General features: G+C 64.0%; 21 protein-coding genes. 7 read left to right on the top strand and 14 right to left on the bottom strand.

All coding sequences use genetic code 11. The features are described from left to right. Positions 1 to 2 precede the first annotated feature (2 nt). The gene (locus ACR64R_RS25595; protein ID WP_487359023.1) at positions 3 to 728 is read left to right on the top strand and encodes an HAD family hydrolase; all 726 of its coding nucleotides are present in this window, start codon (positions 3 to 5) and stop codon (positions 726 to 728) included. On the opposite strand, the gene ACR64R_RS25600 is transcribed toward ACR64R_RS25595, so the two are convergent. Both ACR64R_RS25600 and ACR64R_RS25605 read right to left on the bottom strand, forming a co-directional pair. Next, positions 725 to 1,357, bottom strand: coding sequence for a class I SAM-dependent methyltransferase (locus tag ACR64R_RS25600; protein ID WP_487362548.1), 633 nt, complete (start codon positions 1,355 to 1,357; stop codon positions 725 to 727). The genes ACR64R_RS25595 and ACR64R_RS25600 overlap by 4 nt on opposite strands. 71 nt (positions 1,358 to 1,428) lie before the next feature. Next, positions 1,429 to 3,402, bottom strand: coding sequence for a long-chain-fatty-acid--CoA ligase (locus tag ACR64R_RS25605; protein WP_487359024.1), 1,974 nt, complete (start codon positions 3,400 to 3,402; stop codon positions 1,429 to 1,431). A gap of 461 nt (positions 3,403 to 3,863) precedes the next feature. Here ACR64R_RS25605 and ACR64R_RS25610 point away from each other — a divergent pair, with 461 nt between their 5' ends. From ACR64R_RS25610 to ACR64R_RS25630, 5 genes are read left to right on the top strand one after another with little or no spacing between them, the layout of a single operon-like run. Continuing rightward, entirely contained in the window at positions 3,864 to 5,462 is a 1,599-nt protein-coding gene (locus ACR64R_RS25610) for an ABC transporter substrate-binding protein (RefSeq protein WP_487359025.1), read from the top strand. Between the two features lie 50 nt (positions 5,463 to 5,512). Continuing rightward, the gene (locus ACR64R_RS25615) at positions 5,513 to 6,520 is read left to right on the top strand and encodes an ABC transporter permease subunit (protein WP_487359026.1); all 1,008 of its coding nucleotides are present in this window, start codon (positions 5,513 to 5,515) and stop codon (positions 6,518 to 6,520) included. Further along, positions 6,521 to 7,432 (top strand): ABC transporter permease subunit, encoded by a 912-nt coding sequence (locus ACR64R_RS25620; RefSeq protein ID WP_487359027.1) that lies wholly within the window; start codon positions 6,521 to 6,523, stop codon positions 7,430 to 7,432. Next, positions 7,432 to 8,298 (top strand): ABC transporter ATP-binding protein, encoded by an 867-nt coding sequence (locus ACR64R_RS25625; protein WP_487359028.1) that lies wholly within the window; start codon positions 7,432 to 7,434, stop codon positions 8,296 to 8,298. The genes ACR64R_RS25620 and ACR64R_RS25625 overlap by 1 nt, the downstream gene beginning before the upstream one ends. Beyond that, on the top strand, positions 8,295 to 9,122 hold the full coding sequence (locus ACR64R_RS25630; protein WP_487359029.1) for a dipeptide ABC transporter ATP-binding protein: 828 nt from the start codon (positions 8,295 to 8,297) through the stop codon (positions 9,120 to 9,122). Before ACR64R_RS25625 ends, ACR64R_RS25630 begins: the two co-directional genes overlap by 4 nt. Positions 9,123 to 9,146: 24 nt before the next feature. Here the strand turns inward: ACR64R_RS25630 and ACR64R_RS25635 are convergent, their stop codons facing one another. The 5 genes from ACR64R_RS25635 to ACR64R_RS25655 form a co-directional block, all read right to left on the bottom strand. After that, positions 9,147 to 10,421 carry a cysteine desulfurase-like protein gene (locus ACR64R_RS25635; protein WP_487359030.1) on the bottom strand — a complete coding sequence of 425 codons (1,275 nt, stop codon included), beginning with the start codon at positions 10,419 to 10,421 and terminating at the stop codon, positions 9,147 to 9,149. Between the two features lie 45 nt (positions 10,422 to 10,466). Next, positions 10,467 to 11,141 (bottom strand): amino acid ABC transporter permease, encoded by a 675-nt coding sequence (locus ACR64R_RS25640; protein WP_487359031.1) that lies wholly within the window; start codon positions 11,139 to 11,141, stop codon positions 10,467 to 10,469. 156 nt (positions 11,142 to 11,297) lie between these two features. Next, positions 11,298 to 12,095, bottom strand: a complete 798-nt coding sequence (locus ACR64R_RS25645) for an ABC transporter substrate-binding protein (protein ID WP_487359032.1) — start codon at positions 12,093 to 12,095, stop codon at positions 11,298 to 11,300. 89 nt (positions 12,096 to 12,184) lie between these two features. After that, a complete protein-coding gene (locus tag ACR64R_RS25650; protein ID WP_487359033.1) occupies positions 12,185 to 13,384 on the bottom strand; it encodes a pyridoxal phosphate-dependent aminotransferase in 1,200 nt (399 codons plus the stop codon). A gap of 165 nt (positions 13,385 to 13,549) precedes the next feature. Next, on the bottom strand, positions 13,550 to 14,311 hold the full coding sequence (locus ACR64R_RS25655; RefSeq protein ID WP_487359034.1) for an HpcH/HpaI aldolase family protein: 762 nt from the start codon (positions 14,309 to 14,311) through the stop codon (positions 13,550 to 13,552). Positions 14,312 to 14,437: 126 nt separating this feature from the next. Here ACR64R_RS25655 and ACR64R_RS25660 point away from each other — a divergent pair, with 126 nt between their 5' ends. Next, entirely contained in the window at positions 14,438 to 15,529 is a 1,092-nt protein-coding gene (locus ACR64R_RS25660; protein ID WP_487359035.1) for an LLM class flavin-dependent oxidoreductase, read from the top strand. On the opposite strand, the gene ACR64R_RS25665 is transcribed toward ACR64R_RS25660, so the two are convergent. The 7 genes from ACR64R_RS25665 to ACR64R_RS25695 form a co-directional block, all read right to left on the bottom strand. Beyond that, positions 15,530 to 15,925 carry a RidA family protein gene (locus tag ACR64R_RS25665; RefSeq protein ID WP_487359036.1) on the bottom strand — a complete coding sequence of 132 codons (396 nt, stop codon included), beginning with the start codon at positions 15,923 to 15,925 and terminating at the stop codon, positions 15,530 to 15,532. Between the two features lie 71 nt (positions 15,926 to 15,996). Continuing rightward, the gene (locus tag ACR64R_RS25670; protein ID WP_487359037.1) at positions 15,997 to 17,145 is read right to left on the bottom strand and encodes an acyl-CoA dehydrogenase family protein; all 1,149 of its coding nucleotides are present in this window, start codon (positions 17,143 to 17,145) and stop codon (positions 15,997 to 15,999) included. After that, positions 17,145 to 17,957 (bottom strand): enoyl-CoA hydratase family protein, encoded by an 813-nt coding sequence (locus tag ACR64R_RS25675; protein WP_487359038.1) that lies wholly within the window; start codon positions 17,955 to 17,957, stop codon positions 17,145 to 17,147. Before ACR64R_RS25675 ends, ACR64R_RS25670 begins: the two co-directional genes overlap by 1 nt. After that, a complete protein-coding gene (locus ACR64R_RS25680) occupies positions 17,954 to 18,418 on the bottom strand; it encodes a MarR family winged helix-turn-helix transcriptional regulator (protein WP_487359039.1) in 465 nt (154 codons plus the stop codon). The genes ACR64R_RS25675 and ACR64R_RS25680 overlap by 4 nt, the downstream gene beginning before the upstream one ends. Beyond that, entirely contained in the window at positions 18,412 to 19,185 is a 774-nt protein-coding gene (locus ACR64R_RS25685) for an SDR family NAD(P)-dependent oxidoreductase (RefSeq protein WP_487359040.1), read from the bottom strand. Before ACR64R_RS25685 ends, ACR64R_RS25680 begins: the two co-directional genes overlap by 7 nt. Continuing rightward, positions 19,182 to 21,476 carry a bifunctional salicylyl-CoA 5-hydroxylase/oxidoreductase gene (locus tag ACR64R_RS25690; protein WP_487359041.1) on the bottom strand — a complete coding sequence of 765 codons (2,295 nt, stop codon included), beginning with the start codon at positions 21,474 to 21,476 and terminating at the stop codon, positions 19,182 to 19,184. The genes ACR64R_RS25685 and ACR64R_RS25690 overlap by 4 nt, the downstream gene beginning before the upstream one ends. A gap of 197 nt (positions 21,477 to 21,673) precedes the next feature. Then, positions 21,674 to 22,273, bottom strand: a complete 600-nt coding sequence (locus tag ACR64R_RS25695; protein ID WP_487359042.1) for a VOC family protein — start codon at positions 22,271 to 22,273, stop codon at positions 21,674 to 21,676. Between the last annotated feature and the right edge of the window lie 23 nt (positions 22,274 to 22,296).

Consider the following 22,296-nt stretch of genomic DNA (forward strand, 5'->3'; position numbering starts at 1 on the left):
GGTTGGCGGATATCAAGGGAATACTGTTCGACAAGGACGGCACGCTCGTCGACTTCAACGCGACCTGGCTCGGTGTCGCTGACTTCATGGCGATGGATGCCGCCGAAGGCGATCGCTGGAAAGCTGATCGCCTGCTCGCCGCCGCGGGTTTCGACTTCGTCAGCAAGCGCTTCAAGCCCGATTCGATCTTCGCCTCGGGCTCGAACATGGATGTCGTCGAACTCTGGTTTCCGCGCCTGTCGGACGAAGACCAGATGCATGCCGTTTCGCGCTTCAACGAGATCACCTCGGCGCAGGGCTCGGCCATGGCGGTCGCGCTGCCGGGCGTCGTCGACTCGCTGCGCGCGCTGCACCAGCGATCCTATCGCATGGGCGTCGCCACCAATGATTCGACCAGCGGCGCCGAAAAGACGCTTGCCACGCTCGGCATCGCGCAGCTCTTCGATGCCGCCTTCGGCTATGACGCCGTGGCCAATTCCAAGCCGGCGCCCGACACTGTTGTCGCCTTTTGCGATTTGACAGGGTTGAAGCCCGGCGAGATCGCCATGGTCGGCGACAACCGCCATGACCTCGAAATGGCGCGGGCCGGCGGCTGCGGGCTGGCGGTGGGCGTGCTCTCCGGCACCGGCACACGCGACTCGCTGGCGCCGATGGCGGACGTCGTTCTGGATTCCGTCGCCGACCTGCCGGATTTCCTCGCCGCCCGGGTGAGCGCGGCGACGGGCTAACCTGGTTCCGCCACAAGCGCGAAGACGGCGCTCGGCTTCGGCTCGCCGCCGCCGTTGCCGCCGACATCCGGCACCTGATATTCGCCGAGCAAGCATAGCCGTGGCCTGGGCAGCCAGGCGCGGCCGGGGTCGCCGACCAGAACGTCGATGCCGGCGGCCAGGCAGCGGTCGAGGAACGGCATCATCCGCTGCCCTACGTCCTGCGCGTAGAAGACGTCCCCGGCGAGCACCAGGTCGACCGCCGGCGGCGCACCATCGGTGACATCCTCACTGCGTATCCGGATGGCGACGCCATTGGCTTGCGCATTGAGGCGCAGCGCCACGGCGCCGTTGGTGTCAATTTCCGCCGCGATCACCGCGCGCGCCCCGGCTTTTGCCGCCGCGATGCCGACCAGCCCCGAGCCGGCGCCGAGGTCGAGCACGCGCTTGCCGGCGACGATCGACGGACGGTCGAGGATGTGGCGGGCCAGCGCCGCGCCGCCCGCCCAGACATAGGCCCAGTAGGGTGGCTGCGGCTCCGCCCGGCCCTCGTCACCGTCGTCCGGTTCGAGCAGCCGCCGCAGGCCGCTGCCGGGATGCGCCTGATAGAGCCGGACCTCCGGCACTGATGTCACCGGCGCCAGCCGCATGTTCGCCTTGATGAATTCCGCCGGCTCGGGTGCGTTCGCCCGCTCTCGCCTCAGGCCGTCCGTGGGATCCCTCAAGCCTGGTTCCGCAACGCGCGACGCAGGATCTTGCCGACCGGTGTCTTCGGCAGTTCGGTGCGGAACTCGATGTGTTTCGGGCGCTTGTAGCCGGTCAGGTTCTCGCGGCAGTAAGCCATCAGCGCCTCGACGGTGAGCGCCGGATCCTTCTTGACCACGAACAATTTAGGCACTTCGCCCGAATGCTCGTCGGGCACTCCGATCGCCGCCACTTCCAGCACGCCGGGGTGATGCGCCACCACTTCTTCCAGTTCGTTGGGATAGACGTTGAAGCCGGAGACCAGGATCATGTCCTTCTTGCGGTCGACGATCTTGGTGTAGCCGCGTTCGTCCATGAAGCCCATGTCGCCGGATTTGAAGAAACCGTCCCTGGTCATGACCTTGGCGGTCTCGTCGGGCCGGTTCCAGTAGCCGGCCATCACTTGCGGGCCGCGGATGCAGATCTCGCCCACCTCGCCGAGCGGCACGTCGTTGCCGTCATCGTCGCGGATGGAGATTTCCGTGGAAGGCAGCGGCAGGCCGATCGTACCGGTGAAGTCGCCGGAGCTGAACTTGTTGGCGGTCGCCACCGGCGAGGTTTCGGAGAGCCCATAGCCTTCGCTCACAGGGCAGCCGGTCAGTGCCTTCCAGCGTTCGGCAACGCCCTTCTGGACCGCCATGCCGCCGCCCAGCGTCAGGATCAGCGGCTTGAAGTCCAGCTTGCGGAAGTCCTCATTGTTGAGCAGCGCGTTGAAAAGCGTATTGAGGCCCGGGAAGATGTGCATCGGGTATTTCGCCAGTTCCTTGACGAAGCCCGGAATGTCGCGCGGGTTGGGGATCAGCACGTTCTGTGCACCCTGCTGCATGCCCATCAGCGCGTTCACCGTCAGGGCGAAGATATGATAGAGCGGCAACGCGCAGATGAAGTTGGGGTGCGCCGGTTTCGGCTTGACGGTGTAAGCGTCCTCCACCCACAGCGAATTCTGCGCAACGTTCGAAAGCACGTTGCGATGCAGCAGCACGGCGCCCTTCGAGACGCCCGTGGTGCCGCCCGTATATTGCAGGAACGCGATGTCGTCGCCAGAGACCGCAGGCGGCTTGAAGGCGATGGTCGCGCCGGTCTTGAGCACGGCATTGAATTTGACGTGTCCGGGCAGCGACCATGCCGGAACCATCTTCTTCACCCGCCGCACGACGAGGTTGACGATGGCGCCCTTGAGGCCGCCCAGCATGTCGCCCATGGCGGCGACGATGACATGCTTCACCGTCGTTCTGGCGATCACCGCCTGCAGCGTGCCGGCGAAGTTCTCGAGGATGACGATCGCCTGCGCGCCTGAATCATTGAGCTGGTGTTCCAGTTCGCGCGGCGTATAGAGCGGGTTGACGTTCACCACGGTGTAGCCGGCGCGCAGGACGGCCATCATCGCCACCGGATATTGCAGCACGTTCGGCATCATCAGGGCCACGCGCGCGCCCTTCTCCAGGCCTCTTGCCTGCAGGTAGGCACCGAATGCAGCCGACAGCCGCTCGAGCTCGGCGTAGGTGATAGACTTGCCCATGCACACGAAGGCCGGCTGTGCGCCGAATTGCTTGCAGGCGCCGACAAGAAACTCGCCGATGGACTTGTAGGGCAGGGCGCCGATCTCCGCCGGCATGTTCTTCGGATAGCTTTTCAGCCACGGCTTTTCCGGCAGGCCGGCGGTAAGCTCGGTGATCGCCTTCGGCAGGCCCCTCGAGGCGGACTTGGCGGCGGCCGGCTTCCCGGCCGCTGTCTTTCCGGTTGCCGGCCCGGTTGCCGGCTTGCCCGCCTTCGCGGTGGCCGCCTTGGCCTTTGTCGTGGCGGGTTTGGCGGCCGGCCTCGCCGCCGGCTGGGGGTGCGCTGCTTTAGCGGTCGACTTGGCCTTCGGCGAGGCGGCAGACCCGGCAGCCTTGGGTGCATCTGTTGGGGCGGCGGCCTTGGCCTTTGCTGTCGTCTTGCCTGCTTTTGCCACCTGTCTCTCCCTGTCGGCTTCGATCTGGGGCGCCGGCCTCCTGACAAAGCGTCCTCCACATCGGTCGCGGATTTCCGGGAAATCCGGCCATCGTCTATGTATTGTGTCTATCGGCGACCGTGCAAGTCTTGCCCCGGCGACAGGGCGGGGAAAGATTTGCCGCTGGACTCCGATACTCCAATCACCATCGCGTCGTGCCTCGGCGGGAAGGCGGACCTCCGACCGTCAGGCCGCCCCGGGTCGTTTCCGAAGGCGGAGGATCAATAAAAAAATGCAGTTGTTAACAATGTCGTGAGCGGAAAAGATTGCTCGTTTTTTCTATCGCTGGGGCACAATCCGGATTCTTTTCCTGCTTCCCGTGGGGTACGCACGCTAGGTGTTCCAAAGGCCAACAAACGGTGCTTATATGCGCGCTTCGCGAGCCTGATAGAGGGGCTTGAGAGAAAATCAGGGAGTGCTCAATGAAAAAGACAATGACTTTTGCAGCCGCGTTGCTGGCTGCAAGCGTCCTCAGCGGCATGGCCAGTGCCAAGACGCTCGTCTATTGCTCGGAAGCGTCGCCGGCCAATTTCGATCCGGGTACGACGACTGGCGGTAACGACTTCGACGCGTCTTCGCGCACCGTCTATTCGCGACTGGTCGAATTCAAGCATGGCGGCACCGAGATCGAGCCGGGCCTCGCCGACAAATGGGAAATTTCCGACGACGGTCTGGTCTATACTTTCCATCTGCATCCGGGGGTGAAGTTCCAGACCACCGACTATTTCAAGCCGACGCGCGACCTCAACGCCGATGACGTCGTCTTCTCCTTCGATCGCCAGTTCAACAAGCAGAATCCCTGGAACGGCGACAAGTATCTGCCGAACCTCACCTGGGACTATTACACCGGCATGGACATGCCGAAATATGTCGCCAAGTGGGAGAAGGTCGACGACCTAACCGTGAAGCTGACGCTGACCGAGCCGAACGCGCCGATGCTGGCCAATCTGGGCATGGACTTCGCCTCGATCGTGTCGAAGGAATATGCCGACCAGCTGCAGAAGGACGGCAAGATGGCCGACTTCTCGACCAAGCCGATCGGCACGGGCCCGTTCCAGTTCGTCGACTATCAGCTGGATTCGGTTATCCGTTACGCAGCCAACCCCGACTATTTCAAGGGCAAGGAGAAGATCGATGACCTCGTCTTCGCCATCACGCCTGACGCGACCGCTCGTATCCAGAAGGTGCTGGCCGGCGAATGCGACATCGCGCCCTATCCGAACCCGGCCGACATCGCCACCATCAAGGCCAACAAGGATGTGACCCTGATGGATCAGGCCGGCCTGAACATCGGCTATATGAGCTACAACACCACCATCCCGCCGCTCGACAAGCCCGAGGTGCGTCACGCGCTCAACCAGGCGATCGACCGGGAAGCCCTGATCAAGTCGCTGTTCCAGGACGCTGGCGCAACGCCCGCCGAGAACCTCATCCCGCCGACCATGTGGTCGTGGGACAAGGATGTGAAGACCGATGCCTACAACCCGGACGAGGCCAAGAAGGTGCTCGAGGCTGCCGGGCTGAAGGAAATCCAGCTCTGGGCTTCCGATCGCGTTCGTCCCTACAACCCGAACTTCCAGCGTGCCGCCGAACTGATCCAGGCGGATTGGGCCAAGGTCGGCGTCAAGGCAACCATCGTCAACTATGAGTGGACGAAGTACCGCGAGGAAGGCAAGAAGAAGGACCGTCCCGGCGCTTTCCAGATCGGCTGGACCGGCGACAATGGCGATCCGGACAACTTCTTCGCCACTCTCTTCGCCTGCTCCGCCATCGGCGTCTCGAACTATTCGAGCTGGTGCGACAAGGATTTCGAGGACCTGATCCAGAAGGCCAAGAAGACCAGCGACCAGGCTGAGCGCACGAAGCTCTATCAGCAGGCGCAGGTGATCTTCGCGAAGGAAGCCCCTGCTTTCCTCCTGGCGCACAGCCAGGTCTACTCGGTGGTTCGCAACAATGTCACCGGCTACAAGATGGATCCTCTCGGCATTCACCGCTTCGACGGCGTTGACAAGGCCGAATAATATTGCGAACGGGGCGGCGCAACTAGGCGCCGCCCCATTCCATATTGACGATGCTCCGATATCTTCTCAATAAAATTGCCCTCCTGATCCCGACCCTGGTCGGGATCACCATCTGTGCCTTCGCCTTCGTCCGGCTGTTGCCCGGCGATCCGATCCTCGCAATGGCCGGCGAGCATGGCGTCGCCCCGGCCCGCTACGAAGAGCTCAAGCAACAGTTCGGCTACAATCTGCCGATCTGGGAGCAGTATGCGCGCTATGTCGGCGAGGTCGCCACCGGCGATTTCGGCGTCTCCATTTCGTCCAAGCGCCCGGTCCTCGAGGAATTCAAGACGCTCTTCCCGGCGACGCTGGAACTGTCCTTCTTCGCCATGATCTTCGCCATGGTGATCGGCATTCCCGCCGGCATCTTCGCCGCCGTCAAGCGCGGCTCTTGGTTCGATCAATCGCTGATGGGCACCGCGCTTGTCGGCTATTCGATGCCGATTTTCTGGTGGGGCCTGCTGCTCATCATCTTCTTCTCCGGCTATCTCGGCTGGACGCCGGTCTCGGGCCGTATCGGCCTGCAATTCTTCTTCAAGCCGATCACCGGCTTCATGACCGTCGACAGCCTCCTCTATGGCAAGTGGGACGCATTCCGATCGGCGCTCAGCCATCTCGTCCTTCCGGCGATCGTGCTCGGCACCATTCCGCTGGCGGTAATCGCGCGCCAGACCCGTTCGGCCATGCTGGAGGTGCTGGGCGAGGACTATGTCCGCACAGCGCGCGCCAAGGGCCTGTCGTCCGCCCGCGTCGTTGGAGTGCATGCACTTCGCAACGCGCTGATCCCGGTCGTCACCACCATCGGCCTGCAGGTCGGCACGCTGCTCGCAGGCGCCATCCTCACCGAAACCATCTTCGCCTGGCCGGGCATCGGCAAGTGGATGGTCGATTCCATTTTCAAGCGCGACTATGTCGTCGTGCAGTCAGGCCTGCTCTTGATCGCTCTCATCGTCATGGCGGTGAACCTCATCGTCGATGTGCTCTACGCCGTCATCAACCCGCGCATCAGGGCGGCGTAGATGAGCCAGTCGACAGAAATCGCCCCGATGGCCGCCGGCAGCCCGGACCGGCTCACCGGCCTCAAGACCTTCTGGCACTATTTCTCGGTGAACCGCGGCGCCGTGATCGGCCTGTTCGTCTTCATCCTCCTGGTGCTGGCCGCGCTCTTCGCGCCCCTGCTCGCGCCCTACGCGCCGGATGTCCAGGACAAGACCGCTTTTCTGCGGCCCCCGGCATGGCAGGAAGGCGGCTCGACGCAATATCTGCTCGGCACCGATCCCGTCGGCCGAGATATCCTCTCGCGCCTGCTCTACGGCGCGCGCTTCTCGCTGCTGATCGGCGCGGTCGTCGTTACGCTGGCGCTCACCGGCGGCATCACGCTCGGCCTGCTCGCCGGATATTTCCGCGGCTGGGTCGATGTCGCGATCATGCGCGTCATGGACCTGATCCTGGCCTTTCCGTCGCTGCTGCTGGCCCTGGTTCTGGTCACCATCCTTGGCCCTGGCTTGTTCAACGCCATGCTGGCGATCGCGCTGGTCTTGCAGCCGCATTTCGCCCGCCTGGTTCGCGCGGCCGTCATGGCCGAGAAGAGCCGTGAATATGTCGTGGCGGCGAAGGTCGCGGGCGCCGGCCATATCAGGCTGATGCTTGCCACCATTCTGCCGAACTGCCTGGCGCCGCTGATCGTCCAGGGCACGCTGTCCTTCTCCAACGCCATCCTGGAGGCCGCAGCGCTCGGCTTCCTCGGCCTCGGCGCGCAGCCGCCGACACCGGAATGGGGCACCATGCTCGCCTCGGCGCGCGAGTTCATCCTGCGCGCCTGGTGGGTGGTGACTTTCCCGGGCCTTGCCATCCTCATCACCGTGCTTGCCATCAACCTGGTCGGCGACGGCTTGCGCGATGCGCTCGATCCCAAGCTCAGGAGGTCGTGATGGCGCTGCTCGACATCCAGAACCTCGTCGTCGAATTCCAGACCGCGTCGGGACCGTTCCGCGCCGTCGACGGCGTCTCGCTCCACGTCGACGAGCGCGAGGTGCTGGCCATCGTCGGCGAATCCGGCTCGGGCAAGTCGGTGTCGATGCTTGCCGTGATGGGTTTGCTGCCGTGGACGGCCACCGTCACCGCTGACCGCATGACCTTCAACGGCCGCGATCTCCTCAAGATGAGCCCGGGGGATCGTCGCAAGATCATCGGCAAGGACATCGCCATGATCTTCCAGGAGCCGATCGCCAGCCTCAATCCCTGCTTCACCGTCGGCTTCCAGATCGAGGAAGTGCTGCGCTTTCACATGGGCATGGACAAGGCCCAGCGCCGTGCGCGCGCGATCGAGCTTTTCAAGCAGGTGGGCATTCCCGATCCCGCCGATCGGCTCAATTCCTTCCCGCACCAGATGTCGGGCGGCCAGTGCCAGCGCGTCATGATCGCCATGGCGATCGCCTGCAACCCGAAGCTGCTGATCGCCGATGAGCCGACCACCGCGCTCGACGTCACCATCCAGAAGCAGATCCTCGATCTGCTGGTCTCGCTGCAGGCCAAATACGGCATGGGCCTGATCATGATCACCCACAATATGGGCGTGGTGGCCGAGACCGCCGACCGCGTCATCGTCCAGTACAAGGGTCGCAAGATGGAAGAGGCCGACGTGCTGTCGCTCTTTGAATTGCCGAAGAGCAACTACACGCGCGCTCTGCTCTCCGCGCTGCCGGAAAATGCCGTCGGCGACCGCCTGCCGACCGTGTCCGACATGCTGTTCGAGCCCGCGCCACAGGAAGCCAGGGTGACCGGAGCGGGCGCATGACCAAGGTCGTCGAAGGCAAGGACATCAAGCGGGACTACCATGTCGGCGGCGGCCTGTTCCGCGGCGCGCGCACCGTGCATGCGGTCAAGGGCGTCTCCTTCAGCGTCGACAAGGGCAAGACGCTTGCGATCGTCGGCGAGAGCGGCTGCGGCAAGTCCACGCTCGCCCGCATCATCACGCTGATTGACCCGGCGACGTCTGGCGAGCTGTTCATCGACGGCAACAAGGTCGACATCGCCAGGGACGGCCTGTCGAAAGAGATGCGCCGCAAGGTGCAGATCGTTTTCCAGAACCCCTATGGCTCGCTCAATCCGCGCCAGAAGATCGGCGATGTTCTCGGGGAGCCGCTGCTCATCAACACCGACAAGTCGGCCGAGGAACGGCGCGAACTGGCGATGAAGATGCTGAAGAAGGTCGGGTTGGGACCGGAGCATTACAACCGCTACCCGCACATGTTCTCGGGCGGCCAGCGCCAGCGCATCGCCATCGCCCGCGCGCTGATGCTGAACCCGAGCCTGCTGGTGCTGGACGAGCCGGTTTCGGCGCTCGACCTCTCAGTGCAGGCGCAGGTGCTGAACCTGCTGGCCGACCTGCAGGACGAGTTCCAACTGACCTACGTCTTCATCAGCCACGACCTGTCGGTGGTGCGCTACATCGCCGACGACGTGATGGTCATGTATTTCGGCGAAGCGGTCGAATACGGCCCGCGCGACGAGGTGTTCTCCAACCCTCAACACGCCTACACCAAGACGCTCTTCGCCGCGACGCCGCGCGCCGACGTGGCCTCGATCAAGGCGAGGCTGGCGAAGAAGAAGGCGGCCTGACGCAAGGCGTCAGGCACCGATCCATCACGACAACTTCGCGATAATCGCCCGCAGGGCTTCGCCGAATTTGTGCACTTCTTCCATCGTGTTGTAGTGCACCAACGAGGCGCGGATCGCGCCGCTGTCCATCGACAGGTTCAGCCGCTTCATCAGGCGCGGCGCATACATATGGCCGTCGCGGATGCCGATCTGCATGGCGGCCATCTCCTCGACGATCCGTTGCGGCGACAGCTTGCCGATGTTGAAGCAGAAGGTCGGCACGCGCTCGTCGATGCGCGCCTCGTCGGCAACGCCGTAGATGGTGGCGCCGCAATCCTTCAACACCTTCATCATCTCGCGCGCCAGCATCAACTCGTAACCACGGATGGCGCCCATACCGGCGACGATGTTGTCGCGGCGCGAGCGATTGTTCTCGGGCAGGAAGTTCCGGCCGATCGATTCAAGATATTGGACGGCCGCATCCATGCCCGAGACATTCTCGTAGATGAAGGTGCCGGCCTCGACCTTGTAGGGCGGCTCGTCGGGAATGAAATCCTCGCGGAAGGTGGGCAACCGCTTCAGCGTGTCGAAGCGGCCCCACAGGAAGCCCATATGCGGTGAGAAATTCTTGTAGCCGGAGCAGACGAGATAGTCGCAGTCCCAGGCTTGCACATCCATCAGCCCGTGCGGTCCGTAGTGCACGCAGTCGAGGAACACTTCGGCGCCGGCGGCATGCGCGATTTTCGCCACAGAGGCCACATCGACGATCGAGCCGATCGAATGCGCCGTCACCGTGCAGGCGACGAGCCGGGTGCGTTCCGAGACGAGCGGCTTGAGGTCGTCGACATGCAGGTTGCCGTCCTCGCGCATGCGCCACCATTTGAACTTGGCACCGGAGGATTCCAGCGCCAGCCAGGTGGCGATGTTGGCGTCGTGATCCATGTCGGTGACGATGATCTCGTCGCGCTCCTGAAGCATCTGGCCGATGCCGAGGCTGACCAGCCGGATAAACGAGGTCGCGTTCATGCCGAAGCAGATTTCGGACGGGCTGTAGGCGTTGATGAGGAGCGCAACGCTTGTCCGCGCCCGCGCGACCGACTGGTCGACGGTGACGCTGCGGCCATAGCGGCCGCCGCGCTGCACATTGTGCGAAACCAAGTGGTTGGTCACGGCATCCAGCACGCTTTGCGGGATCTGCGCGCCCGCGGCATTGTCCATGAATATGAAATCGCCGGCCTGCTTGAGCGCCGGGAACATGTCCCGGATTTTTCCGACGGGAAATGCGGCGGCGTTCATGCGGTCGGTCTGATGTCTGTTCACGGGGGTACGCTCCAGGGGGGAATTTGGACGGATCGATTGGTCAGGTCAGCGCGTCTTCTCGGTCTGGAAGCGGCGCTCCAGCAGGCTGACGAGGCGGACCATCGGCCAGAGGAAGATGAGATAGACCAGCGCCGCCCCGATCAGCGGCGAGGGGTTTGCGTAGAGCGACTGCGCATTGGTCGCCTCCTTCAAAAGTTCAGGCAGCGCCACGGTCGAGGCCAGCGAAGTGTCCTTGAACATCGAGACGCAGTTGCTGGTCATCGGCGGGATGACCACGCGGATCGCCTGAGGCAGCACCACCTTGCGCAAGGTCAGCATGAAAGGCAGGCCGAGCGCTTGCGCCGCCTCGAACTGGCCCTTCGGAATGCTTTCTATGCCGGAGCGGAACACTTCGGCAGAGTAGGCCGACATGATGATGGCGAATGCCGTCACGGCGGACGCCCAGGACGACAGGCGGATGCCGAGGAAAGGCAGCGCGTAATAGATCAGGATCAGCACCACCAGCACGGGCAGGGCGCGGAAGATGTCGGTATAGCCGATGGCAAGCCAGCGCAGCGGCTTCGGCCCATAGAGCCGCACCAGGCTGATCACAAGTCCGACAATTATGCCGATGACGATGCTCATCAGCCCGAGCAGCAGTGTGTTGAGGAAGCCGCGCAGCAGCGCCGGCAGGCTCGACGCAATGACCTCGGGGTTGAAGAAGGTGTCGATCAGCGACATGTGAGCGTTCCCGAACCGTTTGCGTCTTGCGACGCCAGAGCCAAGCCGGTTTACCGGGATCGGCGAAGCCTACCAGAGAGGGCCCCCGGGCAGGTCTTGTGTGAAACGGGACGTGCCGGCCTTGCGAGCCGGCACGTCGCCTTTGTCCGTCGCCGCTCAGGCCTTGGGCATCGGCATTTCCTTGACGGTCGAGGAGTCGGCCGGGGCATCGGTGCCGAACCACTTCTTGTGGATGGCGGCCAGCGTGCCGTCCTTCTTCATCGCTGTCAGCGCGTCGTTCAGCTTGCCGAGCAGCGGATGGTCCTTGCTCATCATCAGCCCGTACTGCTCGCCCGTCTTGATGCGCTGCTTGACGACGAGGTCCTTCATCTTCTGGAAGGAATACTGCATGCCCGGGATGTCGCTGACGGCGGCGTCGACGCGGCCCGCGCTGAGGTCGAGCAAGAGGTTCTGCTGCGTGTCGTAGCCCTTCACGTCGCTGAAGCCGTCGGCCGCCTGGTGGTTCTTGACCCAGGTCTCGCCGGTGGAACCGGACAGCACGCCGACGATTTTGCCCTTGAGGTCGGCCTCGGTGTTGATCGCGCTGTCGGTCTTGGTGGCGATGCCCATGTCGGAATCATAGTAGGGCTGGGTGAACGACAGCGTTTTCAGTCGCTCCGGCGTGATGGTGATCGAGGAGATCGCGACATCGATGCGATTGGAGCTGACAGCCGCAAACAGGGCCTGGAAGCCAAGATCGGCGATATCGGTGGTCATGCCGATGCGCTTGGCCGCTTCGTTGATGATATCCACCTCGAAGCCCTCGAAGGTGCCGCTCTCGTTCTTGTATTCGAAGGGTGGATTGGTCGGGTAGGCGCCGACATTGAGAACGTCGGCGGCATAAGCGGTGGCGGGGCCGGCGGCGATACCGATGGCCGCGGCCAGAACAAGCAGGTTGCGACGCGTAAAGCTCATTTGGTTTCCCTCTGGGTCTTCCCTCTGGTTGTCGATCGGGCGGGGCTTGCCCCGCACGGTTTCTTGCCGCCCCGCCTCCCAGCGGGGCGTCAATTCATGGCGGCGACCATGCGCTCCAGCGCGGTCGCGATCTGGTCGCGGTCACGGCACACACACATGCGCAGGAATGCTGCCGCCGAATTTCCAAACAGGTGACCGGGCGCCAGCCCGACCCGTGCGGTCTCCAGGATACTGGCGCAGACCTGCCGCGCATCGCTTTCGCCTTCCATGGCGAAGAAGGCATACATGCCGCCGCGCGGTTTGGTCGGCAGGATGATGCCGGGGATTTGCGCCAGCCTGTCATAGGCGAGGTCGAGGCCAGTCCTGATCCGCTGCCTGATTTCCTCCACCAGCGGCTCGCCCTGGCGGATTGCGGCAACGGCGCCCGCCTGGATCGGTGCTGCTGTGCCGCTGTTGACATATTGCGTCATCGCGCCAAGCTGATCGGCAACGCCTGAAGGATGCGTCAGCCAGCCGATACGCCAGCCGGTCATCGCCCAGGCTTTCGAGAAGCTGTTGACCGACAGCACCCGGTCGCCGTCCTCGGCGATCTGCAGGATCGAAGGCGCGACGTCGCCGTCGAAATAGAGCCGGCCATAGACCTCGTCTGAGATGATCCAGATGCCGGTGCGCCGGCTGAAATCAAGCAGCGCCCGCATCTCCTCGCGCGACGCGGTCCAGCCGGTCGGGTTGGACGGCGTCGACAGGAAGATGGCGCGGGTGCGCGCGTCGCAGGTTGCGAAAAGCCGGTCGAGATCGAGCTGCCAGTCGCCCTTGAAGTCGAGCGAGAACGGCCGCGGCTCGCCGCCGATCAGATGGATGGCATTGTGGATGTTGGGCCATTGCGGCGCGACATAGACAACGTTGGTGCCGGTATCGACCAGCAGTTCCAACGCCAGATAAAGCGCCTGCATGCCGCCCGGCGTCACCGTGGTGCGCGCGATAGGGATGGAGCGGCCGTGGATGCGCGTCTGGTACTCCGACAGCGCCTCGTTGAGCGGGCCGTGCCCGCGCATGTTGGGAACGTAGAAGGTCAGGCCCTCGTCGAAAGCGGCCTTTGCCGCGTCGCGGATGAAGGCCGGCGTCACCATGTCGCCCTCGCCGTACCACAGCGCGATCACATCGCCGAGTTCCCGGGCGCGGACCGCCAGGTTTGCGATGTTTTCGGTGTGCAAGTCGCGAATTTGCGCCCGCACGCCATCGAACGCATAGCGCGCGCTGGACGACGACTGGGGCAACACAAACGACAAGGACGGAACCCTCCCACCCGGAGCCCATGATGGACTGCCAGATCTCTCGGCACGGCAGCCGCAATCGACTTGGATGCTATCCAAAGTGCCGGGCTTTTCAAGGCAAAAGTTTTAAGCTTAAAAAATTCAGACGGCCCGTTGCTCCGCCGATACGCCTTTTGGCCTCTATTCCAGTTCCTCGCGCGCGGCGGCGCAGTTCGCTGCTGCGCCGGCGCCAAGGAACATCGTGTCGCTGGCCAGCACGAAGAAGCTCGCGCCGATGGCTGCCCATCGGCCGACATTTTGCGGGCTGGCGCAGAATATGCCGGCGGTCCTGCCATGGGCGAGCGTCGCGGCGATGATGCTCTTGATTGCCGCATCGAGCCTGTCCGCGCCCTTTGGCCCGACTGCGTCGATCGACACCGAGAGATCGCCTGGGCCGACGAAAACCAGGTCGATTCCGTCGACGGCCGCGATCGCCTCGATATTGGCCAGCCCTTGGGCGGTCTCGACCTGGACGGCCACGACGATCCGATCATTGGCGGCGGCAAGATATTCGGGAATGCGATAGCCGTAGCCGGCGGCCCGGCCGGGGCCGACGCCGCGATCGCCCATCGGCGGATAGCGCGAGGCCTTGACGGCCATCGTGGCCTGGGCGGCTGTCGAGACGCGAGGAACGAGCACGCCTTGCGCGCCGCTGTCCAGCGCCGACTGGATGGCTTCCGGCGCGTGTCCGGGAACGCGCACCATCGCCGGCACGCGATGCACGTCGGCGGCGCGCACCATGGCCTCGATCATGTCGCGCGAGATCTGCGCGTGTTCCCAGTCGATGCACAGGAAATCGAGACCGGAGGATGCCATCACTTCCACGGCGACCGGATGGGGAATTGCGACGAAGGACCCGATGAGGTTCGTCTTGCCGACGCATTTCTGGCGGAACTCGCTCATACCGATCCCCTGTTCGTGCTCCCAATGCATATCCGCAAACGACAGCGAGGCGAAGCTATTTCAGGCTTGAAATATTTTTGCCGGGGCCTAGCGTATCGGGCCTACTTACGCCCAAGGCTTCCGGACATGATCAAGGCACATCCCCTGCACGGCCCGAACAGATTGAAGCTCGGCGTCTTTTCCACGAACGCCGATGGCGGGCTTGCGATCACCGATGTGCCGGAGCGCTGGACGGCGAGTTGGCAGGACAATCTGACGGCGGCGCAGATCGCCGACCGCGCGGGCCTTGAATTCATGCTGCCGATCGCAAGATGGCGCGGTTTCGGCGGCCGCAACAAGGTGCGCGAATTCTCCTTCGAGACCTTCACCTGGGCCGCCGCCCTTGCCGCCGCCACCGACCGGATCGGCCTGTTCATGACCGTGCATGTGCCGCTGGTGCATCCGCTCTACGCCGCCAAGGCGCTTGCGACGGTCGACCATGTCAGCCAGGGCAGGGCGGGGCTCAACATCGTCTGCGGCTGGAACCCGAAGGAATTCGGCATGTTCGGCACGCCGCTGGTCGAGAAGGGCTATGACCAGGCCGCCGAGTGGATCGAGATCCTCGAACGTCTCTATGCCTCGAGCGAGCCGCTCGATTATGAGGGTACCTATTATCGGCTGAAGGAGGCAGTAAGCCGGCCGGCCAGCCTGCAGGTGCCGCGCCCGGTGACTATGAATGCCGCCTTCGGCGGTCCGGGCCGCGATTTCGCTGCTGCACGATGCGACTACCTGTTCACGACCTTTTCCGAGATGAGCGATGCCGGCAAGCATGTCGCCGACATCGGCGAGCGGGCCGCCAGGATAGGCCGCGACGTCGGCGTCTACACCGTGGCGCATGTGGTCTGCCGTCCGACCATGGAAGAAGCGCAGTCCTATTACACGCGCTACGCCGTCGCGATGGCCGATCACGAAGCGGTCGATGCCCACATGGCGGGCAAGAAGGAATTCTCCCAGTCGCACGACCCGCATGCCTATGACCGCTATCGCCAGCGTTTCGCGGGCGGCGCCGGCACCTATCCGCTGGTTGGCACACCGGAGACGATTGCCGCCGAAATGGCGGAAATTGCCGGGCATGGCTATCAGGGCATCGCGCTGTCCTTCGTCAACTACACGCAGGAACTGCCCTATTTCTGCGACCACGTGCTGCCGCTGCTCAGGCAGGCGGGGCTTCGCCAGTAGCTACTCCGGTATCACCGCGGTCGCCTGGATCTCCACCTTGGCGCGGTCCTCGACCAGCGCCACAACCTGCATGGCCGCCATCGCTGGAAAATGCCGGCCGATCACGTCGCGATAGGCCTCGCCGATGCCTTTGAGGTTGCCGACATATTCGGCCTTGTCGGTGAAATACCAGGTCATCGAGGTGATGTGCCGCGGCTCCCCGCCGGCTTCCGCCAGCACGGCGACGATGTTTGCGAGCGTCTGGCGCACTTGGCTCACGAAGTCGTCGGTCTCGAACTTGCATTCGGCATTCCAGCCGACCTGGCCGCCGACGAACACCATGCGGCCGCGCGCCGCGACGCCGTTGGCATAGCCGACCGGTTTGGCCCAGCCCTCCGGCTGCAGGATCGTGTGCATGTCTAGCCTCCCCAAATCAGATAGCGCCAGCAATAATGCCGTTCGAAAAATTCACAGGCCCGGCCGGCAACTCAAGCCGCTCCCATCACCTGCCTGGCGATCACCACTTTCTGCACGTCCGAGGCGCCCTCGTAGATGCGCAGCGCCCGGATCTCGCGATATAGGCTCTCGACGATGTGGCCCTTGCGCACGCCGTCGCCGCCGTGCAGTTGCACCGCCTTGTCGATCACTTCCTGCGCCTTGTCGGTGGCGAAGAGCTTCGCCATCGCCGCCTCGCGGGTGACGCGGGCAGCTCCCATGTCCTTGGTCCAGGCCGCGCGATAGATCAGCAGCGCGGCGGCATCGACATCCAGCGCCATGTCGGCGATGTGGCCCTGCACCATCTGCAACTCCGCCATCGGCGCCCCGAACAGTTTGCGTTCGGCGGCCCGCCTGACGCTCTCGTCCAGCGCGCGGCGCGCGAAGCCGAGCGCGGCCGCGCCTACAGTCGAGCGGAAGACGTCGAGCACCGACATGGCGATGCGGAAACCATCGCCTGGCTTGCCGATCATGGCGGAAGCCGGAACGCGGACATTATCGAAGGAGAGCCGCGCCAGAGGGTGAGGGGCGATGACCTCGAGACGCTCGGCGATGCCAAGACCACTCGTCTCGGCCGGCACTATGAAGGCGGAAATGCCCTTGGCGCCCGGCGCCTCGCCGGTGCGCGCGAAGACGACATAGAGGTCGGCGATGCCGCCGTTGGAGATCCAGGTCTTTTCGCCGGAAAGCAGGTAGTCGCCGCCGTCGCGGACTGCCGTCATCTCCATATTGGCGACGTCCGACCCCGAGCGTGGCTCCGACAGCGCAAAGGCGGAGATCGCCCGGCCTGCCCGCGTCTTGTCCAGCCAGCGTTGCTGCTCCGGCGTGCCGAACAGCGATATCGCGCCGGTGCCCAGCCCCTGCATGGCGAAGGCGAAATCGGCGAGCCCGTCATGGCGCGCGAGCGTCTCGCGCGTGATGCAGAGCGCGCGGACGTCGAGCGGTGCGGGGGCGGTCGGGTCGAGCGCCGTCGGCCTCAGCCAGCCGTCGCGGCCAAGCATTGCCACGAGTTGGCGGCAGGCGGCGTCGACGTCATGGTGGTCGACGGGTAGATTTGTCGCGCACCAGACGTCGAGTTTTTCGGCGAGCCCGCGATGGCGATCTTCGAAGAAGGGCCAGTTGAGGAAGGAGCGGTCTGGCATCAATTCCCCTCGAACACCGGCTTTTCCTTGGCCACGAACGCGTTGTACGCCCGCTCGAAATCGCCGGTCTGCATGCAGATCGCCTGCGCCTGCGCTTCCGCCTCGATCGCCTGGTCGAGGCCCATCGACCATTCCTGGTTGAGCTGCGTCTTGGTGATGCCATGCGCGAAGGTGGGCCCGGAAACGATACGCGCCGCCATGTCGAGCGCATCGGCCTCGAGCGCCGCCGGCTCCACCAGGCGGTTGTAGAAACCCCAGCGCTCGCCCTCAGTCGCGCTCATGGTGCGGCCGGTATAGAGCAGCTCGGCGGCGCGGCCCTGGCCGATGATGCGCGGCAGGATCGCGCAGGCGCCCATGTCGCAGCCGGCAAGGCCCACGCGGGTGAACAGGAAGGCCGTCTTTGCCTCCGGCGTCGCGATGCGGATGTCGGAGGCCATGGCGATGATGGCGCCGGCGCCGACGGCCACGCCGTCGACGGCGGAGATAATAGGCTTGCCGCAGTTCAGCATCGCCTTGACGAAGTCGCCCGTCATGCGCGTGAAGGCGAGCAGCTGCTTCATGTCCATCTTGACCAGCGGTCCGATGATGTCGTGGACATCGCCGCCCGAGCAGAAATTGCCGCCATTGGGCAGGAACACCACGGCGTCGACGTCGTCGGCATAGACTAGATCGCGAAACGTATCGCGCAGCTCGGCATAGCTGTCGAAGGTCAGCGGGTTCTTGCGATCGGGGCGGTCGAGCCGGATTTTCGCCACCTTGCCTTCGACCTGCCAGAGGAAGTGCTTGGGTTTGAGCTTCGCCATGGCGCTCATTCGCGTCCCTCCCAATTGCTGCGGAACGATTTCAGCATGCCGGCCAGCCGCCGCGCCTCATCGTCGCTGACATTGCCGAGCAGCTCTCCGACCCAATTCTCATGCGCGGCGGCGATCGCGGCGAAAGACTTCGTGCCGTCCTCGGTCAGCCGCACCATCGAGGTGCGGCGGTCGCCATTGCGCCGCGCCCGCGTCACCAGCCCTTCGGAAACCAGCCGGTCGACAATGCCCGTGACATTGCCGTTCGATACCAAAAGGAAACGCGACAGGTCGCTCATCAGCATGCCTTCCGGCACGCGGTAAAGCGCCGCCATCACGTCGAAGCGCGGCAGCGTCGTGTCGAACTCCTTCTTCAGCCGCTCGCGCAGCTCGGCCTCGATGGTGCGCGACGCGCGCAGCAGGCGTATCCACAGCCGCAGCCTGTCCTTGCCCGGACCGGCGGAAGTCGGTCCCGCTACCATGTCTCGCCTCCGGAAATAGAGATCGTCTGTCCGGTGATCGATCGCGCTGCATCGCTGCACAGCCACAGCACGGCGTCCGCGACTTCCTCGGGCTGGATGAATCGCCCTTGCGGATTTGTTGCCGACAGGGTCTTTCGCGCTTCCTCCGCCGAACGTCCCGTTTTCTCGGCGATGCGCCGGATGGACTCCTCCAGCATGTCGGTCTCGACGAAGCCCGGGCAGACGGCGTTGACGGTGACGCCGGATTTGGCGGTCTCGGCGGCCAGTGCCCGCATCAGCCCGACGACGCCATGCTTGGCCGCGACGTAAGGCGCGACATAGGCGTAGCCCTTCAGGCCGGCGGTGGAGGCCACGAACACCATGCGTCCAGCCTTCCGCTCCATCATGCCGGCCAGTGCCGGTTTCACGGTCAGGAGGGCGCCGGTGAGGTTGATGTCGAGCGTTAGCTGCCAGTCCGCTAAAGAGGTCTTGTGCGCCGGCGCGCTGCCTGCCATGCCGGCATTGGCAACGACGATGTCGAACGGTCCGCGCGCGGCTTCCGCCTTCTGGTAAACGGCCGCCATGTCGCCCTCGTTCGTGACGTCGGCGGCGAGTCCAAAGATGCGGTCATTCTCCTTGGCGACTTCGGCCAGCGCGGCCTCGCGCCGCCCGCAGATGGTGACGGCAACCCCGGCCTCTGCCAGCGCCAGCGCGATGGCCTTGCCGACGCCGGAACCGCCGCCGGTGACCAGCGCGTGCCTGCCGGTGATTTCGCGCGCGATGTTCATACTTTGAGCCCCGCCGCTGCTTCGCGTTCGGCCAGCCGGTAGATCTGGTCGCGTCCGGGTAGATAGGGATCGGGCCATTTGACGCCGCGATCGCCGAGCGTCACTGCCGCGTGCAGCGTCCAGTAGGGGTCGGCAAGATGCGGCCTTGCCAGCGCCACCAGGTCGGCGCGGCCGGCCATCAGGATCGAGTTGGCGTGATCGGGCTCGTAGATGTTGCCGACCGCCATCGTCGCGATGCCGACCTCGTTGCGGATGCGGTCGGAAAACGGCGTCTGGAACATTCGGCCATAGACCGGCCTGGCGGCGATCGAGGTCTGGCCCGCGGATACGTCGCAAAGGTCGATGCCGGCTTCGTGCAGCAGCCTGGCGATCTCGACCGCGTCGGAGGGCGTGACGCCCTCGATTCCCACCCAGTCATTGGCCGAGATGCGCATCGAGATTGGCTTTTCCGCCGGCCACACCGCGCGCACCGCGTGGAAGATTTCGAGCGGATAGCGCATGCGGTTTTCCAGCGAACCGCCATAATCGTCGGTACGGCGGTTGGTCAGCGGCGTGATGAAGGCCGACAGCAGGTAGCCATGCGCGGCGTGGATCTCCAGCATGTCGAAGCCGCAGCGCTTCGCCATCTCGGCTGAGGCGACGAACTGATCGCGCACCATGTCCATGTCGGCGCGGTCCATCGCCTTCGGCATCTGGTTCTTCGGCGACCATGGCACGGCCGAAGGGGCCATCACTGGCCAATTGCCGGAGGTGAGCGGCACGTCGGTTCCTTCCCAGCCGACGCGGGTTGAGCCCTTGGCCCCGGAATGGCCGATCTGGGCGCAGATCTTGGCTTCGGTCTCGGTATGGACGAAATCGACCAGACGCTTCCATGCGACCTCATGCTCGGGCTTGTAGAAGCCCGGGCATCCGGGCGTGATGCGGCCTTCCGGGCTGACGCAGGTCATCTCGATATAGACAAGCCCGGCGCCACCCTTGGCGCGCTCGGCATAGTGAGCAAAATGCCAGTCGGTCGGGCAGCCGTCGACCGCCTTGTACTGCGCCATCGGTGAGACGACGATGCGGTTGGTGAGCGTCATGTCGCGCAGCCTGAACGGCGCGAACATCGGCGCGCGGCGTAAGCTGTTGCCGCCGGCGCCGGCCTTGCGCTGGAACCATTCCTCGGCGTTCCCCAGCCATTCGGCGTCGCGCAGGCGAAGGTTCTCGTGACTGATGCGCTGCGAGCGGGTGAGCAGCGAATAGTTGAACTGAACTGGATCCAAACCGAGATATCGTTCGACTTCCTCGAACCATTCGAGCGAATTGCGCGCCGCCGATTGCAGCTTCAGCACCTCGGTGCGCCGTGCATCCTCATATTTGCGGAAAGCCGCTTCGAGGTCGGGCTCGGACTCGACATAGTCGGCAAGCGCCACCGCGCTCTCCAGCGCCAGCTTGGTGCCCGAGCCGATGGAAAAATGCGCCGAGGCCGCAGCGTCGCCCATCAGCGCCAGGTTCTTGTACGACCAGCGCTCGCACAGCACGCGCGGGAAGTTGATCCAGGCCGAACCTCTGATGTGGTTGGCGTTGGTCATCAGCTGATGGCCGCCGAGATGCTTTGCAAAGATGCGTTCGCAGGTCGCGATCGATTCCTGCTGCGTCATCTGGCCGAAGCCAAAGGCATTCCAGGTCTGCTCGCTGCATTCGACGATGAAGGTCGCGGTCTCGCTGTCGAACTGGTAGGCGTGCGCCCACACCCAGCCATGCTCAGTCTTCTCGAAGATGAAGGTGAAGGCGTCGTCGAATTTCTGTCTCGTCCCGAGCCACACGAACTTGCATTTGCGGGTATCGATGTCCGGCTTGAAGACATCGGCGAAGACGGCGCGCGACTTCGAGTTCAACCCGTCTGCGGCAACCACCAGGTCATGCGTCTCCATGAAGGGTCTGGGATCGGAAATCTCGGTCTCGAACATCATCTTGATGCCGAGCTCGCGGGCACGTCGCTGCAGGAGGATCAGGAGCCGCTTGCGGCCGATGCCGCAGAAGCCGTGGCCGGACGACACCGTGCGCACGCCGTCATGGATGACGGCGATGTCGTCCCAATAGGCGAAATGCTTCTTGATCCAGACGGCGCTGACCGGGTCGTTTTTGGTCAGGTTCTCCAGCGTCTCCGCCGACAGCACAACGCCCCAGCCGAACGTGTCGTCCGGGCGGTTACGCTCATAGACTGTCACTTCATGCGCGGCGTCGCGCAGCTTCAGCGAGATGGCAAAGTAGAGCCCGGCCGGCCCGCCGCCGAGAACCGCAACCTTCATGTCTTGCGATCTCCTCTAGGGCAATTCCAGGAAAAGTGCATAGCGGTCTTCCGTCCGGAATTGCGTGAAGCGCTTTAAAGGTCTCCGGGGCCGCCGAATGGACCAGCGGCTCCGACTGTCAGTATCACGCCCGCGACAAATTATTTCAAGCTTAAAGTTTTATAATTGAACGATGGCCGCGCGCGATCTTTATCGACTCATTTGGCCGGATCCTTCGGACTCCACAGCACCGTCTCGGCGCCCTTTTCATAGGCCATGCCATCCGGGTAGCTGATCGCCTCCAGCTGCAGTCCCCACGGCGCCTGGAAATAGAGGATGGTCTGGCCCGCGGCAGGGCCTTCCTTCACCGGCAGCGGTCCCATCCGGGTCTTCACGCCCTTGCCCTCGAGATAGCTCTTCGCGGCGGCGACGTCGTCGACATAGAAGGCGATGTGGAAGCCGCCGATGTCGCTGTTCTTCGGCGTCAGGTCCTTCTGGTCGGGCGCGGTGTATTTGAACAATTCGATGTTCGATCCATAGCCACAGCGCACCAGGGTGATCTCCTGGATCACCGCCTTGGGATCGACACCGAGCAGGTCCTGCATGAAGGTACCCTTATCGTCGGCAAATGGCCCGAAGGACATCGCCTTCTTGCAGCCGACGACATTGGTGAAGAAGTCGACGGCCTGCTTCATGTCCGGCACGGTTATGCCGGTGTGGTCGTGACCGCGCATGCCGGGGATCGCATCCGCCGAGGCGGCTCCCATTGCGCCGAACAAGGAGGCCGCGAGGATCGCCGCCTGGATTGCGTATTTCATGTCACCCTCCGTTGGCGGGCTGA

The sequence above is a fragment of the Mesorhizobium sp. MC2-1-1 genome, assembly GCF_057597255.1.

Excerpts from the sequence above, each read along its gene's own strand:
- ACR64R_RS25675 (WP_487359038.1), bottom strand. The coding sequence starts at position 17,957 with ATGAGCGCCATGGCGAAGCTCAAACCCAAGCACTTCCTCTGGCAGGTC.
- ACR64R_RS25625 (WP_487359028.1), top strand. The coding sequence starts at position 7,432 with ATGGCGCTGCTCGACATCCAGAACCTCGTCGTCGAATTCCAGACCGCG.
- ACR64R_RS25640 (WP_487359031.1), bottom strand. The coding sequence starts at position 11,141 with ATGTCGCTGATCGACACCTTCTTCAACCCCGAGGTCATTGCGTCGAGC.
- ACR64R_RS25690 (WP_487359041.1), bottom strand. The coding sequence starts at position 21,476 with ATGAAGGTTGCGGTTCTCGGCGGCGGGCCGGCCGGGCTCTACTTTGCC.
- ACR64R_RS25685 (WP_487359040.1), bottom strand. The coding sequence starts at position 19,185 with ATGAACATCGCGCGCGAAATCACCGGCAGGCACGCGCTGGTCACCGGC.
- ACR64R_RS25615 (WP_487359026.1), top strand. The coding sequence starts at position 5,513 with ATGCTCCGATATCTTCTCAATAAAATTGCCCTCCTGATCCCGACCCTG.
- ACR64R_RS25600 (WP_487362548.1), bottom strand. The coding sequence starts at position 1,357 with ATGCGGCTGGCGCCGGTGACATCAGTGCCGGAGGTCCGGCTCTATCAG.
- ACR64R_RS25630 (WP_487359029.1), top strand. The coding sequence starts at position 8,295 with ATGACCAAGGTCGTCGAAGGCAAGGACATCAAGCGGGACTACCATGTC.
- ACR64R_RS25665 (WP_487359036.1), bottom strand. The coding sequence starts at position 15,925 with ATGCACACGATCCTGCAGCCGGAGGGCTGGGCCAAACCGGTCGGCTAT.
- ACR64R_RS25620 (WP_487359027.1), top strand. The coding sequence starts at position 6,521 with ATGAGCCAGTCGACAGAAATCGCCCCGATGGCCGCCGGCAGCCCGGAC.
- ACR64R_RS25610 (WP_487359025.1), top strand. The coding sequence starts at position 3,864 with ATGAAAAAGACAATGACTTTTGCAGCCGCGTTGCTGGCTGCAAGCGTC.
- ACR64R_RS25670 (WP_487359037.1), bottom strand. The coding sequence starts at position 17,145 with ATGCCAGACCGCTCCTTCCTCAACTGGCCCTTCTTCGAAGATCGCCAT.
- ACR64R_RS25695 (WP_487359042.1), bottom strand. The coding sequence starts at position 22,273 with ATGAAATACGCAATCCAGGCGGCGATCCTCGCGGCCTCCTTGTTCGGC.
- ACR64R_RS25645 (WP_487359032.1), bottom strand. The coding sequence starts at position 12,095 with ATGAGCTTTACGCGTCGCAACCTGCTTGTTCTGGCCGCGGCCATCGGT.
- ACR64R_RS25655 (WP_487359034.1), bottom strand. The coding sequence starts at position 14,311 with ATGAGCGAGTTCCGCCAGAAATGCGTCGGCAAGACGAACCTCATCGGG.
- ACR64R_RS25660 (WP_487359035.1), top strand. The coding sequence starts at position 14,438 with ATGATCAAGGCACATCCCCTGCACGGCCCGAACAGATTGAAGCTCGGC.
- ACR64R_RS25680 (WP_487359039.1), bottom strand. The coding sequence starts at position 18,418 with ATGGTAGCGGGACCGACTTCCGCCGGTCCGGGCAAGGACAGGCTGCGG.